Genomic DNA, 16,602 nt, shown 5'->3' on the forward strand with positions numbered 1-16,602 from the left:
CTTTCGACCATGATTTGATAAGTCATCAATGTATTACTTTTTTCAGCTATTTGAGTAGAGCAAGCATAATTTTCGAGAGAAGAAGCTGAACTTATCTTCGTGTCACTACTACTGGAACTGCCCCCACAAGCTTGCAATAAACTGAGGAATAATATTTTTAGAATAGTTTTTACTATTTTATTTTCCATATAAAAAAAGCACCCATAATTTTAAATAATAAAAAGCTCCATAAAGAAATTATAGAGCTTAAATTATAAAAATAAATAATAAACTATTTCTATTGACACTTATTCAACATTATTGAATTAGGCGAACCATCATTATTAAATTGTAGACTCCATACATATCGTCCATTCTCATTGATATGCACTTCTGTATCACTTCCATATCCTCCAAATCTTAATATGGCTCTCTCTCCAATTGGTAACTTAAGATCTTTTGCTGTAAATTGAGGACTCCAAGTAAATGAAGCATATTGCATTTTATAAGTTCCAACTTTCTCTTCAGTTACAACTTGATAAATATTGTTTCCTTTATATGTATATTTTCTATGATCGACATGCTTCCAATCTGAATCAGAAAAACTTCCAACAACATAAAGTGTTTGGCTAATTGGACCTTTACCTTCAATATCCTCATTATTACAAGACTGCATGAATGGTATAGTATTAGTTAAGACTTCACTTGTACCTTCTTTCGTCGTTGAAGAGCAAGCAGCAAGACTTAAAATTAAAAAAACAGGAATAGAAGACTTTAGTAAATTCATTTTGTTTCCTTATATTATCAAATGGTTAAAATATCAAACAGACTCAATAAAAAATAAAACATCCTCAAGGCAAGTAAAGATAAAAATAATTAGTAACAAATAATTTAATATGTTCTAAAAATCTTCATATTATTCTTTATTTTTTAAAGCCTTAATAAAAGTATCTTCAGCATTACTTATCCCTAAAGACTTTGCTTCTTCCAATAAATTTAAAGCTTTTGATATATCATCATTGCCAACGGCCAACTTAATGGATTTATGATAAAATCTTTCTGTTTCTGGTTGGATTTTTTTGATTATTTTCTTATTCGAAATAATATTTGGAACTTCTGGAGATGATGCAGATTTTGAATTTTTAATTATTCCAGATAAAATATTCTCTTTCCTTATTACAACTCGGACCTCTCCAATATCAGAATGTTGAGCAATTGGGTCATCAATGGCAGGTTCAACCGTTCTCTTTGCTATCGCCATAGCTTTTGCAGGATGTAACAGTTGTGTATTTTCTGAAATATCTTCTTCTGTAGTATATAGCACACCATATACACGACTTATACTATTTTCTAAATTCAACTCTACTTCACCAAATAAAGCATCACCTTTGATAAAATCATTTCTATCATAACGAAAATAAGATGAATTATAATTTTTCAACAAATTAAAATCTTGATCATATAACGCTAAGCTCGGGGAAAACACTGATAAGTCTTTTATTATACCAGAGACTTCTATTGTTGATTTTGGCTCTGACACCTCAAAGTAAAAACCATAGACCGGACTGGAAAATTTATTATTTCTTAGGTACTGTGTTTTATTTGAAAAATGAACAGAAAAACTTGTCGGAACGCTTACTTCATGCCAATCAATTTTTTGTATATCAATTATATTTCTATTTTCTATATTTTTAGCACTAAAAACCTGGTGGTTAGAGCAACCAAATAAAAAAGACATTCCTACTAATATATACATAAGTTTTTTCATTGGTTTTCCTCTTTAAATAAAGTAGCCAGCAGTATAGCTGGCTACTTATACCTAGATAATATTAATAACAGTTTAGATTACCACCAAGCTTCAACTTGCGCACCAAACATTAAGTCATTATTATCAACAGAATAGTCTCCAGTGTACTTCGAAGCAAAGACACGAATTGCTGGACGAGCCCAAAAACTAGAACCAGCTTGCCATTGTTGCGCAACTGTAAACTTAGTTAAATCTGACCAACTACCTTCGCCCCAATCAGAGCCAAAGTCTTGACGATAATGACCAACTTCTACAATAGTACTCATGGTTTCAGACCATTTATAGCCAGGGCGAACAACAACACTCATTGCTTTAGCATCATCACCACTAGTGTCTTTATCAAGCTGCGCATAAACAAATGCATACCCAAGATTCCACTTATCAGACTCTACCACACCCCAATCAATAAAACGGAATGATTTACGACCCTCTTGACCTTTTTCCATGTTGTAAGAATCACCAAGGTGGTTACCTACAAAGCCAGACCATGCATATCCTTCCGTATTGTATTGAATAATAGCCTTGTTAAAGCCTAAACTATGACCTTGAGTATGCTCAGCTGTAAATGAAAAACCAGCCTTATCTAAACCATAATCTCCATGATTACCAACATCGTTATCAATAGCATCTTCTTGAACATCTGTATGAGATGGATCAGCCGCTAATAGAATAAGCTCTAAACTACCTTTATCGTTGGTTTCAATACCAGTTAAACGTAAATCAACAGTATTTGCTGTGGAATAAACCTGTGTGTCTTCTAATGCATTACCATCAGCATTCACTACAGGAGCCTTCCACTTATGTTGTACAACAGCTGCATGAAACTGACCGAATCCAACATCGATATTCTCAATACCTACACCATTACCCGAGTTGTTTAGGTAATACATATCCATAATGTGGACATCTTTACGACCATAATATCGCTCACCAGCCCACAGTTTCATACCGTTAGCCATTGAGTAATCAACCCATGCTTCACGGAATGATGCACGTTCACCTCCCCATGGATCATCAGGGTTCGTTCCAATACTTTGGAATGAGTTACCACGAACATCTTTTCCGCCATCTTCTCCCGTACCATAAGCAACTAGTGTGTGAATATTAAATGCACCACCTTCTGAACTTTCCCACACTTTATTAACATTTAATGCAAGTTCGGCATAATTATCACATTCGTCACCTAAGCGACCAACTTTATGACCAAAAACTTCTGGGCCGCCATTCCCATAACAAAACTGAGATCCGCCATCAGAATTCATACCAAAGCCAGCTCTCATATATCCATGGAAATCAGCCTCAACAGCAAAAGCAGACCCCGCTGCTAAAGAAGCAGCCACTGCAGCAGCAATTACACTTATCTTTTTCATCGTTATTAACTCCATTTAGTTTTTTCTTATGTCACTCTATTTTCACGCTCTCTTTATCGAACTCATAAAGGCAGAAATGAATCAACGATAAAAAGAGGTAAGATGGGACGAGTCCCCAGTTGTTTCAACTGTGAAAGAGATTACTAAAGGCACAGAAATGTGGCTTCCTCCACCCCAACGATATTTAGGGGGGATGAGAAAGGAGGAGAAATTTAACCGTATGGTATTTTTAAACCATTGATCACGGAATTGGGGGGAGTAGTCTCACTGAGTTCCAGCTTCTTACGCTACAAAGTGCCTCTTTGATCACTCTTTTGCCCTCAATGAGCGACTTCGATGAAAGAAAATTACATGAGAATATTTGTGACAAGGCGCTTGACCTTACGCTGACAAAACCTTTTACTTAAAGAGGCAGTGACTGAAAAAAGAAGAACAACGGTAACTTACCATGACATTGATGCTCTCTAAGCCGTATCCGCTCGGCGCGACACTTGATGATGACGGATGTAATTTTGCAATCTACGCTCCAGCGGACGCTCACTTGCTGCTGGCTCTTTTTCACGCTGATGGCAGTTATCAAACCCTGCCACTGGAGCAAGAATATGCTGGTATTCGATATACCCATGTTAAAGGCATTAAAGCCGGACAACGCTATGGTTACCTCACTCATGTTAATGATGAGCTGCTGTACCTCGCTGATCCTTATGCTAGAGCATTGGATCATCAACTGAGTTACCAAGTTCCATTCACACCAGCAGAAAGTTTTGATCTTCCTAAATGTGTGGTCATCGACCCACAGTTTGATTGGCAAGGGGTCACGAAACCAAGGCGGGCAAGAGATGAAATGGTGCTGTTTGAAACGCACGTCAAGGGATTGACCAAACGACACCCTGAAGTGGGTAAGTCTCAACAAGGCACTTACCTTGGGCTGATTAGCGAACCCATGCTGACCTTTTACCGAGAACAAAATATTAATACATTACAACTGCTCCCCATTGCCGCTTGTATGCATGAGCCCCATTTGTTAGAAATGGGCAAAGTGAACTACTGGGGCTATAACCCTTATGTATTTATGGCACCCGATCCTCGTTATGCGAAGTATAATGCGGTCACTGAGTTAAAAACAGCCATTCGCGAACTGCATAAGCAAGGCATTGAGGTGATTCTTGATGTGGTTTACAACCATACAGCAGAAGGAGGAGAAGGCGGGCCCGTATTTAATCTTAAAGCGCTCGATCCACATTACTACCTTAAACATGGCCAACAGTACGCTAATTTTACTGGCTGTGGAAATACCCTCGATCTGGCCTATCAACCGACCTTAAATTTGATTATGGATACTCTGCGCTACTGGGTTAGTGAGTATCAAGTTGATGGTTTTCGGTTTGATCTAGCGGCGACTCTGGGTCGTCATGGTGATAATTTCAGCCAAGAAGCCGCTTTCTTTAAAGCTGTAGCTCAAGATCCACTGTTACGAGAAGTCAAGTTGATCGCTGAGCCTTGGGATATTGGCCCTAATGGGTATCAGGTGGGTAATTTTCCTGTTGGTTGGAATGAAACTAACGATAAATTACGTGATATTACTCGTAGTTTTTGGCGTGGCGATCAAGGTTACCTCAAAGAGTTTGCCACCCGTCTTATGGGCTCACGCGATCTCTACAGTGCCTCACTTTGGCCTTATAAATTAACCGTTAATTATATTACCTACCATGATGGCTTTACCCTGCAAGATCTCGTCTCTTATAAACACAAACATAATGAAGCCAATGGTGAACAAAACCGAGACGGTCACGGTGATAACCGATCGGATAACTACGGTGTGGAAGGCGATACCGATAATATGGTGATCCGCACCATTCGTGAGCGGCAAAAACGAAATTTCATGGCAAGCTTACTGTTTGCTTTTGGTATTCCTCATATTCTTACTGCTGATGTGGTTTCACATACTCAGCAAGGAAATAATAATGCCTACTGCCAAGACAATGAAATCAGTTGGCTAAACTGGTCAATGACCGAGCGCAAGCAATACTTTAAGCAATGGTTATCTGAGATGATCACGGCTCGCCAACGTTATATGGTGCCTTTTATTCGTGCCTTTAGTGGTGAGACCCGTAATTCTAACCGAGTCTTTTGGCGTCGTAATGATGGCAGCTTAATGGAGCAAGATGATTGGAATCAAGTCAACTCTGTGGCATTGCATATTGGTATTGGTGAAGATGGCCAAGAGTTGCTCTATTTAATCAATCAAACTAACGCCACGGCGCGTTTCACGTTACCGGGTGATAAACAACAGCAATGGTGCGTGATCTGTGATACCAATATGCGTACCGTCCATCAAGACACCGCCCAAGGTGAAGTGTTACAGCTGCCTGTTTCGATGGCAATCTTACACTATCAACCGAAAAAGAAGGCAACCAAAGAATAAGCCTCATTCATCTCAGAGTACTGAACGGTTCAGCGCTCTGAGGATGTGCTGGCTATTATATTGGCTGATGCTGTATTGGCTGATCCGCCGTTTTACGAACATATCGTCACAACAATGTTACAATTTTGATCTCGAGCGGCCATTCTGCTATAACCATGCCTCCTCCATTTCTATTATTCCTCTTAATGGCTCTTTGACCGAGTTCAATAAGGATTTTTCATGTATAAACGATTTGAAAGTTTTACCAAAGCGTTTCCGAAAGCGACCCCACAACGTCCCCCGAATACCTTGTGGGCTTTTTGTCTTCACTACACTAAAGGCTATGAAAAACCACTAATCATCATGGCATTACTCAGCACGTTAATCGCCATTATTGAAGTCTCGTTATTTGGTTTTATGGGGCAATTGGTCGACTGGCTTTCCAATAGCCAACCCGATCTTTTTTTTACCGAGAACCGCAACACCTTAATTGGCCTTACGTTACTGCTTTTAGTCGGGATGCCGCTACTCGTCGCGATTTATTCATTGTTGATTCATCAAACGCTGCTTGGCAACTACCCCATGTCGATTCGTTGGTTAGCCCATCGCTACCTGCTAAAACAAAGCCTCTCTTTTTATCAGGATGAGTTCTCTGGTCGTATAGCAACCAAAGTGATGCAGACAGCCCTATCGGTCCGTGAAACCGTGATGAAAACACTCGACGTTTTCGTCTACGTGATTGTCTACTTTTCCGCGATGTTGGTTATGTTAGCTCAGGCAGATTGGCGTTTAATGCTTCCGATGCTGTTTTGGCTATGTGCTTACATCACCATTCAACTTCATTACATTCCAAAATTGAAACAAGTGTCAAGTGAGCAAGCAGATGCTCGCTCGATGATGACAGGGCGAATTGTCGATAGTTATACCAATATTATGACCGTCAAACTTTTTTCCCATAGTCGTCGCGAAACAGATTATGCCGAAGAGGGAATGAATGGCTTCTTAGATACCGTCTATCGTCAAATGCGCCTTGTGACTGGGTTTAATATTTGGGTCGAAATTGCCAACTATTTTTTGGTGTTTATCATTGCCGCTATGTCGATCTATTTATGGTCACTCAGTGCGATCAGCGTCGGGGCGATTGCGATAGCAATTAGCTTAGCACTGCGAATTAATGGCATGTCGAAATGGATCATGTGGGAAGTGGGGGCATTATTCGAAAATATGGGAACCGTGGTTGATGGGATGCAAATGCTTGCAAAACCGATTGCTATTGAAGATAAGCCCAATGCAACCGAACTCAAGGTGACCGAGGGCTCTATTGAGTTTTCTGATGTCAGTTTTCATTATGGTGAAAGTAAAACGGTTATTAATCACCTTAATTTAACGATTAAACCCGGTGAAAAAGTAGGTTTGGTTGGTCGTTCTGGTGCCGGTAAGTCGACCTTAGTTAATTTATTGCTGCGTTTTCATGATGTCGAAGGCGGAACAATAAAAATTGATGGACAAAATATTGCAGAGGTGACTCAAGACTCGTTGCGCGGCGCTATCGGTATGGTGACACAAGACACCTCATTACTGCATCGTTCGATTCGGGATAATATTCTCTACAGCAATCCCTCAGCAAATGACGAAGCGATGCGGCGGGCGGCGATGCAAGCACATGCACACGACTTTATTGAAACCTTAACCGATACCTTGGGTAATACCGGTTATGACGCACAAGTGGGAGAACGAGGTGTTAAACTCTCCGGAGGACAACGTCAGCGAATCGCCATCTCTCGCGTGTTACTTAAAGATGCTCCGTTATTAATATTAGATGAGGCAACCTCTGCATTAGATTCAGAAGTCGAAGCGGCTATCCAAGAAAGCCTGAATGAACTGATGCAAGGCAAAACAGTAATTGCCATTGCACACCGCCTCTCGACCATTGCAGCGATGGATCGACTGATTGTGTTAGATAAGGGACAAATCGTTGAACAAGGGACTCACCAAGACCTGATCAACCAGAAGGGGATCTACGCTCAATTATGGGCCCATCAGACTGGCGGATTTATTGGTGGCACAGAGGAAGAGAACCTTCACTGATGCTTGGCTTCTCAAGTAGAGTCACGACATTTCAAAGCCTCTGCCTTGTATAAAGAAGCCACAAACTGTTGCAAAAATCAGCTCGAAAGGCCAACAGACCTTGGGTTTGTTGGCCTTTCGCGATTAAATTTTGTTTGAAATAAAAGCGTGTTAATCGCGGCAAGAGGTCAATCGCCTATCGTCAACAGATTGTGCTAGCTCTTCCCTGCTCTGGCGTTTTCTCTTACTATAACTTTCTTCTTTTTTCCTTATTGTTTGATATCCAATTGAAGTCATCATGAACAAAAGTATCCTTACTAATCTTATCGCGTTATTACTGCTAGCTATCGGCAATTACTTTAACCAACCCATTGTGTTTAATGCAGGTTTATTCGCCTTTTCTGGTGCGATCACTAACTGGTTAGCCATTCATATGCTGTTTGAAAAAGTACCTGGTTTATACGGCTCAGGAGTGATCCCCGCCCGTTTTGAGGAATTTAAAACGGCGATTAAACGCTTAATGATGGAGGAGTTTTTTACCGATGCCAACATCAACCGTTTCTTAAAGCAAGAAATGAACCGTGACCAACCGCTTGATCTTGAGCCGGTCATTGCGCAAGTGGATTTCACCCCAAGCTTTGATTCACTGGTTGATGTTATCCAACACTCCTCTTTTGGTGGAATGCTGGCGATGTTTGGTGGCTCTGACGCCTTACAACCACTGAAACAACCTTTTATTGAAAAGATGCAAGCCTCTATGATTGAAATCAGCCAAAGCGACACAGTAAAGCAAGCGTTGAAAACACAACTTGAATCTCCAGCGATGCTAGATGAAATCAAAATCAATATTGAAAGTATCATTCAACAGCGCTTAAACGAACTAACACCGCAATTAGTTAAAGAGATGATTCAAACCATGATTAAACAACACCTTGGTTGGTTAGTCGTCTGGGGCGGGGTTTTTGGTGGCCTTATCGGAGTGATCGCCGCCTTAGTCCAATAATTCTGCCACTACCAAAAAGAAAATGGGCTTTCAGCCCATTTTCTTTTTCCTTCTCCAACTTAAGGACGCGATCATTTCTTCTAACCATGGGTAACGCCTTGGTATCAATAAATACACCAGACCAACAAGTAGCGTTGCCGCCCATAAGTCTTCTGGTCGATGCATTACAAGCCATAAGCGAGAAAGAGCAATCGCACTACTCCAGCTAAACAGTAACGCAACGCTGATCCAGCGTTTTTGCTCAACCAATAAACCACCAAAAAAAAGTAAACAAGTCACTGCAAAGGTGGTGTGTCCAGACGGAAAAGAAAAATCGCGCTCCTGCAGCCAAACCCGTAGACGATAAGGAGAAGTGCTATCTGCCATTAATCCAATCGCCGCTTCTTGTTGTTGGCGATCTAACCGATAAAAATGTTCTGGCGAAGGGAGAATTAGTTTTTGCACCATAACTTCGGTATATGGCCGAGGGCTATGCGTGGCCTGCTTGAGGCCGACCTTAACTAGCATGGTGAACAACAATAACAAGACTAACTGAATGCCTCGATTCAACCATTGCTGACGATGACTAGGTACTCGCCAATAGACCCATATCATGAGAACCACCAGCGTTAACACAAACCCTTCTTTGCCTGCTGTCTGGGTTAATGCAAACCAAAATCGTGTCAACCACTCGGGGCCGAAACTCGACCAGTTCACCATCGAGGTCACGCCAGTAAGTAAAACAAGCACGAGCATAAACCCAGTCAATAGCCATAATTCGGTACGACGACATGGTCGCGTTGTCAGCATCATTCTCTGGTTCCCTATCACTGTTTTTGTGCAGTTTAACCAGAAAAAATAAGAGAACTATCAGCTATCTGTCAATTTCTGTTATCTCCTTCCAACTGAAAGCAACAGCCCTGTTAGCGATGCAATCAATAAAAAGACTCTCGAGATAAATGAGCCAGTTCATCAATCATGGTTTTCGTTTGTTTGGAATAAATAAGCTTATCTTTAGCACCAATCAGTTGGATCATTTTAACTTTGCCAGACATAATCGCTTGACGCAGGACACGGAGCACCATTTGGCTATCTAAAATTTTATGTTCATCTAAACCATGACTGGGCACTAAAGAAGCGAGATCAACTGACACCACCAATTGATCACAATGTTCAATATAATGGTCGAGCTGGTTCTTGACTTGGGTACGATGCCGAAAACTACATTCTGCTTCCGTTAGCCAATTACAGCCTAAATCCTCTGCGTACTCCCAAGTTTGGCTATCCACACGCTCGGGATCGATACCAAAGTAAAACAGATGCGTTTGCTGATACCGAGACAAGGCAAAATGGTATACCGACCCTAGCTGACGATCTAATGTTTGCTTCAGTTCAAACTGATGACCAATATGAATAATACCCAGTTCTTCGTTATCTAACGCTAATAATGGTAATGCATTCAATAATAATTCATGGCAATTACCTAAAACCACGGGTAGCGAATTCATGGCTAAATGGTGACTTAATAAATCTCGAAAGCGGCTATCTGCTGGGTCTCGTAAAACCAGATGCCCAGCATCGGCATAGGTGGCATTTACTTGTCTTTGATAAAGCCAATCGGAAGCAAACTCTAAACTTTGCTGAGCAAATTCAAACTCGACTGGTGACATCGGCTTTACTTGTTCACACACGGTGCAAAACGTAAAGGCAGGAATCGCGGCGGTTGAAGGCCGACTAAGACGAGAACGTTTGAATAAACTAAGCATGATGAATTACCTTTCTGGTGGCAACGCACGAGCGGCCTGTAATACATGTAAAATGATTCGTTGCCGATGAGTTTCAACCCGATGAGCGGGTGCCATCACCGAAATCGCCCCTATCAATTTACTTCCTTTCATGACCGGAGCACTAATTCCTGAGACACCAGGATCGATCTCAGAAGTGCTCACGGCATACCCATGACGGCGAATTTTTTCTAATTCTGTCTGCCACTTTTCCATTTGGTATTCTTCTCCAAAATAGCGCAGAATTTTTTCACAACGTTGTGCTGGCATATAAGCCAGTAATACCTTAGATGAGGCACCACGAAGTAGTGGTTGGCTTTGACCCTGGACGAAGCTACATCGAAGTGCCTGCATACTTTCTTTTTGGCTGACACACAGTGCACGGTATCCTACTGGCACCATATACGCGGCAATCTCCCCAGTCTGTTTTTGTAAACGACTTAATACCGCGTCCACCGCATCCAAGTTATGCTGACTTGTTTCATAACTTCGCATCAGCAACAACGCCGCAGGCCCAATAATCAGCGTCTTATCGTGAGGACTCTCTTCAATTAAATTCCACTCTTTGAGCAGTTTTAAATGTCGGTAGAGGCTACTCAGTGGAACTTGTAGCTGTTCACTTAACTCTTTGGCGGATACCGGTACCTCGTTAACCGCCACTTGCATTAACAATTGAAGCGATTTTTCATTAACTTGACTGGCCGAAGGTTTGCTCTCATTCATAGGGTTATTTTTAGCCTTTATTCGCTTTTCACTCAAACTTTTATTCTTATATAACGAGAATCTATCGACATTGAAAGCATTGCTTTCTTATACAGTGAGAAATGAGCAAAAATAAATCAATTATCAGCATAAAAAAGAATACGTGGAGTTTGATCACTAAAAGTGGAAAGGCCATATAAAAATCCAGATGTTTAGATGGCTATAAATTGACAAGCGACCAGGGAGCGATTAGTCTGCACACCTTTGTTATTCCAAAATTAAGTTGTTGTTTGCATGTCTTCAAATTCCTCTACCCATAAAATCATTACCCCTTCAGCCACAGCACTGATTCCGCTGTTGGTCTTTTTACTGCTTTTTATTGGAGTAGGCACCTATTTAACGTTTCAAGGTGTTGAGTTTGCCTTTTATCAATTGCCCGCACCGATTGCGATTTTACCGGCTATCATCATTGGCTTATTGCTGAGTAAGGACTCATTAAATCGAGCAATAGAACAATTTATCCGCGGTGTTGGCCACCCCGATATTATTGCTATGTGCTTAATTTACTTGTTAGCGGGGGCTTTTGCGGCGGTCGCAAAAGCGTCTGGAGGTGTGGATGCAACGGTTAATCTTGGCTTATCTGCCATCCCCACTGAAATGATTCTATCCGGTATTTTTATCATCTCCGCGTTTATTGCCACGGCCATGGGAACGTCAATGGGCACCATTGCGGCGGTCGCCCCTGTTGCCTTAGGTATCGCTGAATCATCGGGTATGAGCCTCCCCTTGACTGCCGGAGTGGTCTTAAGCGGAGCGATGTTTGGTGATAATTTATCGATTATTTCCGACACCACCATTGCGGCAACACGCTCACAGGGCTGTGAGATGAAAGATAAATTTCGTGAAAACATCCGCATTGCTCTCCCTGCGGCGCTATTCTCATTGATTGTATTCACGTTTAGCAGCGCGGCAACACAAATACCGCAAACCAATGATATCGAGTGGCTAAAAGTCATGCCTTATATCATGATCTTAGTGCTCGCAATCTCTGGAATAAACGTGTTTGTGGTTTTAACGGTCGGAATATTACTCGCCGGAGGTGTGAGCTTAGTTGACAATAATCATTACCAGTTAACTCACCTCGGGCAAGACATTTATGCTGGATTTGGCAATATGCAGGAGATCTTTTTACTGTCGATGCTGATCGGTGGGCTTAGTGAGTTAATGCGCTGCCAAGGCGGGCTTGCTTTTTTAACCCAATATATCAGCCGAGTAATTCATCTTTTTGGTCAAAAACACTCTATTATGGCCAATAGTCGAATCAGTGAGCTTGGGATAGCGGGGTTGGTCGCCTTAGTCAACACCTGCACGGCAAACAATACGGTTGCGATTATCGTTTCAGGGGGAATCGCTCGAGAGTTAGCACAAGAAAATGCCGTCACTCCACGCCGTGCCGCTAGCTTATTAGATATTTTTTCATGTGTGATGCAAGGCATTCTTCCTTATGGTGCACAAGTGCTATTACTGGGTTCTATTTTCAAACTATCCCCCTTAGCCATTATTACCCATTCTTACTACTGTTTTGCCCTTGCCTTGGCAGCCATTGTAGCCATTTTTCTTGCTCACCCTACTGGTCGATAGTTGATGATAAACATCAAGCGATGCCAAACAGCGCATCGCTTGAACCATAAAGATTATAGTTTGAAGGTTGATACTTTTTCACTTAATTCAGCGGCTTGCTGTTTCAAGGTATTTGACTGATTCAAACTATCTTCCGCGCCTTCAGCCAGTTGTTCAGTCACATCTTTAATTGCGGTCACATTTTGCGTAATCTCACTCGTAACATGAGTCTGTTCTTCTGCAGCAGTGGCAATCTGTGTCGCCATATCGCTAATTAATGCCACTGCAGCATTAATTTCTTCCAAAGCATGCGTTGCTTTATCCGCATCTTCAACCGAATTAGCCGCAAGCCCAGAACTACTCTCCATGAGCATAACGGCTCGTTGGGTTGTCTCTTGCAGCGTTTCAATGGTTGATTTTATCTCTTCTGTTGAAGTGTGTGTCCGTTGAGACAAGACTCGCACTTCATCCGCCACCACAGCAAAACCTCGCCCTTGCTCTCCAGCCCGCGCGGCTTCAATTGCCGCATTTAACGCCAATAAATTGGTTTGTTCGGCAATGCCTTGGATGGTCGATAATACGGTAGAAATTTCTTGCGCATGCTGATTGAGAGCAGAAATAACATTACTGGCTTGGGAAACTTCTTGTGCCAAGCTATGAATTGATGATTTGGTATTTAAAACCAATGTACGGCCATTATTGGTACTGGTGGTTGAATCTTGTGCAGCATGGGCGGTTTGCTCTGCATGCGAAGCAATCTCTTGTGTTGCGGAAGCCATTTCTGTCACAGCCGTTGCCACCATAGTCACCTCCTGCTGCTGCAAACCAAGCTCGGAAGCTGATTGATTTGCTCGGTGTGCACTGTGTTCTGCTTGCACCGTTAACTGTTGTGACTGCTGGCGAATATGACCGATAAGTTGCTGTAAACTAGCAACAAAAGTATTGAAACTATTGGCGAGCTTACCCACCTCATCATTATTTTCAACGGTAATACGCTGGGTTAAATCCCCGCTACCATTGGCAATTTGCTCAAGAGCTTGAGAAACGTTATTGAGAGGACGAAATAAGATATTACATAGCAAGTTAAACAAGACCGTACACACCACGACGACCAAGAAGGTGACCAATAGTTGCCCCCACAACCCATCAAATAATGGCGCAATCAGTGATGAATAGTTAATCACCACCACCGTACTTAATGCTGTTCCTTCAATGGCTCGCGCAAAAAGCACATACTCCTCACCATCAATCACAACCTTGGTATCCTCACCAGAGCGCTGAGCAGATTGGATCTGATTAAAACTTAGTCCTAATTCTGAAACGCTTTTATTCAATAATTTAGTATTAGCGTGGGTAAAAATATTGCCCTGCTTATTAGCAATAAACATGTAACCTGAACCCGGTAAAATAACCTGTTTCATGCTATTGAGAATGTCAGTGATCTCAACATCAGCTCCTAACACGAGCAACTGACCATGTAAGTTGATCGCCTTACCTAAGGAAACCACATTCGCCCCTGTTGCTGCCGCTACGGTTGGGTTATCCATAAATACTTCATTGGGGCTAGCTTTCGCATTGATATACCATCCCCATTGCCGAGGATCGTCATTTCCTGGCGGTAAAACCACACCATTCGCGTTATATTGCGAGCCATCAGGATAAGCGAGAAAAACATTATCAAATGCAGCCGAATGCTTTACCTGTTTTAAATGAGTCACGATGGCATCAGGCTTAACCTCTTGCGATAAAGAAGTTAATGCGCGTTCTTTTGAAGATAACCAATCCGTCACATACAGATTATAAGAAGCAGTGGCACTTTGCAGACGTTGTTCAACTTCGACATCCAAACGTCCCAATGCCGAATTAAATGAAACCGCTTCAACTAATATGCCCCCGATGATGATGGCCATACTGGCAGAAATGGCCAGTTTATTTTTTAATGATAGGTTTTTGAACATATGCAACCTCGTTCGTTAATACCGTGCATACCCTTCCTACTTGAATCTGCAGGGGTGTTGGCTACGTTCTTTCACCCCAATCCCATCGCCTATCTATGCTGATGGGGATGGTGAGAGCCATTCCTGACTCTCACCAAAGGCCAGCCTACGGCTGGTCAAATTGGTTCCAGACAAATTTGTTACTCACTTGCCACCGACCTGCAACGCTAAGTTGTTTGGGTATTCTTCTATTTATGAAGCACTTTTTATTAGATGTGCATTATAATTTTTAGCCTCGAAATTAATGCGAACTGACCAACGTATTGGTTTATTTTTTACTAAAAATAATAGAGATGAAGATTTACAACCAATGAGTACTGACGAGATAAATCACATAAACGATCAAGGGCAGTTCATCGCTACATACAGCTCGGTATCGATAGGTCTTTCGCTTGAGCTTGCAGTAACTCAGGTTATTATTATGACTATAGTTGATGGCGATAAAAGTGCGGTATCGGGTTGATAAAGTGTGAGCTATTCAAATAAACAGCTGATTATTTGATGTGGAAAAGGAGAAAAAGGCCCTATCCCAAGGTATTCGAGTTAACGGTATTCACAACGTTTGTCCTCCCAATCCTATCGTTTACCGATGCTCATGGGAGGCGCTGACTTACCGCTTATTTGCCACGCTGAGTCATTTAAGTCTCACTAGTCGGGCAAAATAAAGCGAAGACATTATTGTGTGGTACAGCCGGCCAAGCCAACCTCTTTCCACACTCCCCAAGGGCCTGATTGAGCAGGATCATCCCCTTGAGTCCACCATCTGGCCTGCCAAACTTTGCCAGACCAAACGACTTGATCACCACCAACGTATACCGCAGAAGCATCCCAAAGGTTTTCACATTGCTCCTCTGCGCTACTCGCCAATACAACCACTAAAGCTGTCGCAGATGAACTTGCTTCTCCATCGCTCACGGTTACAGTAAAGCTAAGCGTCGTCTCTTGTGTATATTCTCCTGCCGTAAAGAGCACGTGATCGCCTTTAATTTGTGCATTAAGACCGGCTGGGATTTCCCAACGATAAGTCAATGGGTCTTGATCAGCATCACTTGATGCCGAAGCATCAATCACAATAGTATCGCCAGCATGAACTTGACTTGGCGCGCTAATGATGGCGACAGGAGGTGTATTTTCAACCTCGCCCTCAACCGGTTTTACCGTAACTTGTACGGTGGCTGAGTCGCTCGCCCCCTTGTCATCGGTCACGGTCAGTTTAAAGGTGAATACTTCCGTGACTCGCACTTCCCCGATCGTGAAATTCGCTTGTACTGCATCAGCATGCTCTAACTGGACCGCTTGGCCTGATACTTGCTGCCATTGATACTGAACAATCGTACCATCACTGTCTTTTGATGCTTGTCCATCAAGCATGACGGTAGCTGGGCCTACGACTACTTGTGCAGCACCTGCATCTGCCGTTGGGGCTCGATTAACCGGAGGAAGAGCGCTTCCTGATAGCCCTTCATGCATCGCATTTAAAATATCGCCGTTATCTGCGTCAATTTCCCACGAAAATAACCCTCCTAAGCCAAGCTGTCGAACATAGGCTCCTTTCGCTTTTACTGAGCGTTCATCATCGAAGGTAATCAACTGTCCTGTAGTACGGTTCCATACCCAAGGTGCTTCAGCTTGAACGTCATAGCCATACTCAAACCCGTTAATACCTGTATTATTCGGGCCTAACATATACGATTTGATGCCTTTATAATCAATGACGCCATCTTCCCAAACCCCTTGAGCCGTTGACCCTGTTAGCTTGCCATTTCCGACACCGGTCATCGGATCGGAAGGATCCGTTAATGAGGTTGGCATAACCCCTTCCCAACCTCGGCCATACATCGCGGTTCCCACAACGATTTTATCGGCAGGAACGCCTTGTGCCAGCAGTAA

12 protein-coding genes and 1 pseudogene are annotated in these 16,602 nt (G+C 42.4%); 4 read left to right on the forward strand and 9 right to left on the reverse strand.

The genetic code is table 11. From position 1 onward, the window contains the following. The 4 genes and pseudogenes from B7C60_RS18085 to B7C60_RS06420 form a co-directional block, all read right to left on the reverse strand. Positions 1-188 (reverse strand): annotated as a pseudogene (locus B7C60_RS18085) (glycosidase); the annotation flags it as partial. Between the two features lie 89 nt (positions 189-277). After that, entirely contained in the window at positions 278-766 is a 489-nt protein-coding gene (locus B7C60_RS06410) for an early set domain-containing protein (RefSeq protein WP_099610941.1), read from the reverse strand. Between the two features lie 129 nt (positions 767-895). Further along, the gene (locus B7C60_RS06415) at positions 896-1,747 is read right to left on the reverse strand and encodes a MalM family protein (RefSeq protein WP_099610942.1); all 852 of its coding nucleotides are present in this window, start codon (positions 1,745-1,747) and stop codon (positions 896-898) included. A 77-nt stretch (positions 1,748-1,824) separates the two neighbouring features. Further along, a complete protein-coding gene (locus tag B7C60_RS06420) occupies positions 1,825-3,156 on the reverse strand; it encodes a maltoporin (RefSeq protein WP_099610943.1) in 1,332 nt (443 codons plus the stop codon). A gap of 448 nt (positions 3,157-3,604) precedes the next feature. On the opposite strand from B7C60_RS06420, the gene glgX reads away from it, so the two are divergent. The 3 genes from glgX (at position 3,605) to B7C60_RS06435 (ending at position 8,630) form a co-directional block, all read left to right on the forward strand. Further along, positions 3,605-5,581 (forward strand): glycogen debranching protein GlgX, encoded by a 1,977-nt coding sequence (gene glgX, locus B7C60_RS06425; RefSeq protein ID WP_099610944.1) that lies wholly within the window; start codon positions 3,605-3,607, stop codon positions 5,579-5,581. Between the two features lie 219 nt (positions 5,582-5,800). After that, a complete protein-coding gene (locus B7C60_RS06430) occupies positions 5,801-7,648 on the forward strand; it encodes an ABC transporter ATP-binding protein (RefSeq protein ID WP_099610945.1) in 1,848 nt (615 codons plus the stop codon). Positions 7,649-7,925: 277 nt separating this feature from the next. Further along, the gene (locus B7C60_RS06435) at positions 7,926-8,630 is read left to right on the forward strand and encodes a DUF445 domain-containing protein (protein WP_099610946.1); all 705 of its coding nucleotides are present in this window, start codon (positions 7,926-7,928) and stop codon (positions 8,628-8,630) included. A gap of 30 nt (positions 8,631-8,660) precedes the next feature. Here B7C60_RS06435 and B7C60_RS06440 read toward each other — a convergent pair whose 3' ends face one another. The 3 genes from B7C60_RS06440 to B7C60_RS06450 form a co-directional block, all read right to left on the reverse strand. Beyond that, the gene (locus B7C60_RS06440; RefSeq protein ID WP_099610947.1) at positions 8,661-9,422 is read right to left on the reverse strand and encodes a phosphatase PAP2 family protein; all 762 of its coding nucleotides are present in this window, start codon (positions 9,420-9,422) and stop codon (positions 8,661-8,663) included. A gap of 122 nt (positions 9,423-9,544) precedes the next feature. Further along, positions 9,545-10,375 (reverse strand): arginase family protein, encoded by an 831-nt coding sequence (locus B7C60_RS06445; protein ID WP_099610948.1) that lies wholly within the window; start codon positions 10,373-10,375, stop codon positions 9,545-9,547. A 6-nt stretch (positions 10,376-10,381) separates the two neighbouring features. Then, positions 10,382-11,116: an IclR family transcriptional regulator gene (locus B7C60_RS06450; protein WP_099610949.1), complete on the reverse strand. Its 735-nt coding sequence runs from the start codon at positions 11,114-11,116 to the stop codon at positions 10,382-10,384. Between the two features lie 273 nt (positions 11,117-11,389). Between B7C60_RS06450 and B7C60_RS06455 the strand changes: the two genes are divergently transcribed. Next, on the forward strand, positions 11,390-12,736 hold the full coding sequence (locus B7C60_RS06455) for a Na+/H+ antiporter NhaC family protein (RefSeq protein WP_099610950.1): 1,347 nt from the start codon (positions 11,390-11,392) through the stop codon (positions 12,734-12,736). Positions 12,737-12,789: 53 nt separating this feature from the next. On the opposite strand, the gene B7C60_RS06460 is transcribed toward B7C60_RS06455, so the two are convergent. Together B7C60_RS06460 and B7C60_RS18090 are read right to left on the reverse strand one after the other, a co-directional pair. Further along, on the reverse strand, positions 12,790-14,673 hold the full coding sequence (locus B7C60_RS06460) for a methyl-accepting chemotaxis protein (RefSeq protein ID WP_099610951.1): 1,884 nt from the start codon (positions 14,671-14,673) through the stop codon (positions 12,790-12,792). A 714-nt stretch (positions 14,674-15,387) separates the two neighbouring features. Continuing rightward, on the reverse strand, positions 15,388-16,602 hold a 1,215-nt coding region (locus B7C60_RS18090; RefSeq protein WP_245868705.1), incomplete at its 5' end, for a PKD domain-containing protein.

The sequence above is a fragment of the Vibrio fujianensis genome, from assembly GCF_002749895.1.
Taxonomy (GTDB): Bacteria; Pseudomonadota; Gammaproteobacteria; order Enterobacterales; family Vibrionaceae; genus Vibrio; species Vibrio fujianensis.